This window comes from Streptomyces sp. SID1328 (assembly GCF_009865595.1).
Taxonomy (GTDB): Bacteria; Actinomycetota; Actinomycetes; order Streptomycetales; family Streptomycetaceae; genus Streptomyces; species Streptomyces griseoluteus.
The window spans coordinates 1-756 of record NZ_WWKH01000869.1 but is presented as its reverse complement, the minus strand read 5'-3'; the positions used below and the strand labels follow the sequence as shown (position 1 = coordinate 756).

1 protein-coding gene is annotated in these 756 nt (G+C 73.5%); it reads left to right on the top strand.

The window, feature by feature from the left end; translation table 11 throughout:
* Nucleotides 1-756: tetratricopeptide repeat protein (locus tag GT030_RS27970; RefSeq protein WP_161203461.1), on the top strand; the 756-nt coding region annotated here is incomplete at both ends.

The window sequence follows — 756 nt, the reverse complement described above, 5'->3', positions numbered from 1 at the left end:
CTTCGCCGAGGCACGGCTGCTGGACGAGGAGGAGCAGGCCGAGCGCACGGCGGCGCAGGAGCGGCTGATCGCCAACTACGCCGAGCTGGCCGACTCGGTGCTGCGCCTGGTCGACGGCAACATGTCGACGCGGTCGGACCGGTTCGGCTCGCACGGCTTCGTCTCCCTGGAGGAGGCGCTGCGCTGGCTGGACGACGAGACCAGCTTCATCACGGCCACCCTGCGCCAGGCCGAGGGCGTGGACCAGGGCGCGGTGCTGAACCTGCTGGGCGCGCTGTGCGACTACTGCCTGCTGCGCGGCGACCTGTACCGGCTCGGGGAGATCAACGAGCTGGCGCAGGCCGTGGACGAGGGGCTGCTGGTGCGCTCGGTGCAGTGGCGTACCGGTATCGCGGCCCGGCAGCTCGGCGAGCTGGACAAGGCGCGCACCACGCTGGCCTCGGTGGTGGACCTGTACCGGGAGGCGCACCACGACGCGGGCGCCGCCCGTGCCCTGTGCTCGCTCGGCATCACCCTGCACCACCAGGGCAACCTGACCGAGGCCGCGGCCAAGCTGCAGGAGGCGATGGACCTCCAGGCTCCCCCGCAGCTCGCCACCGACCGCGCCTGGACCATGCACGCGCTGGCCGCCGTGCAGCGCGACCGGGCCCGGCTGCCCGAGGCGCTGGACCTGCTGAAGCGCTCACTGGTGCTGCACCGGGCGGGCGGCTCGGTGCACGGCGAGGCGTGGGCCCACTACCAGCTCGGCCAGCTCGC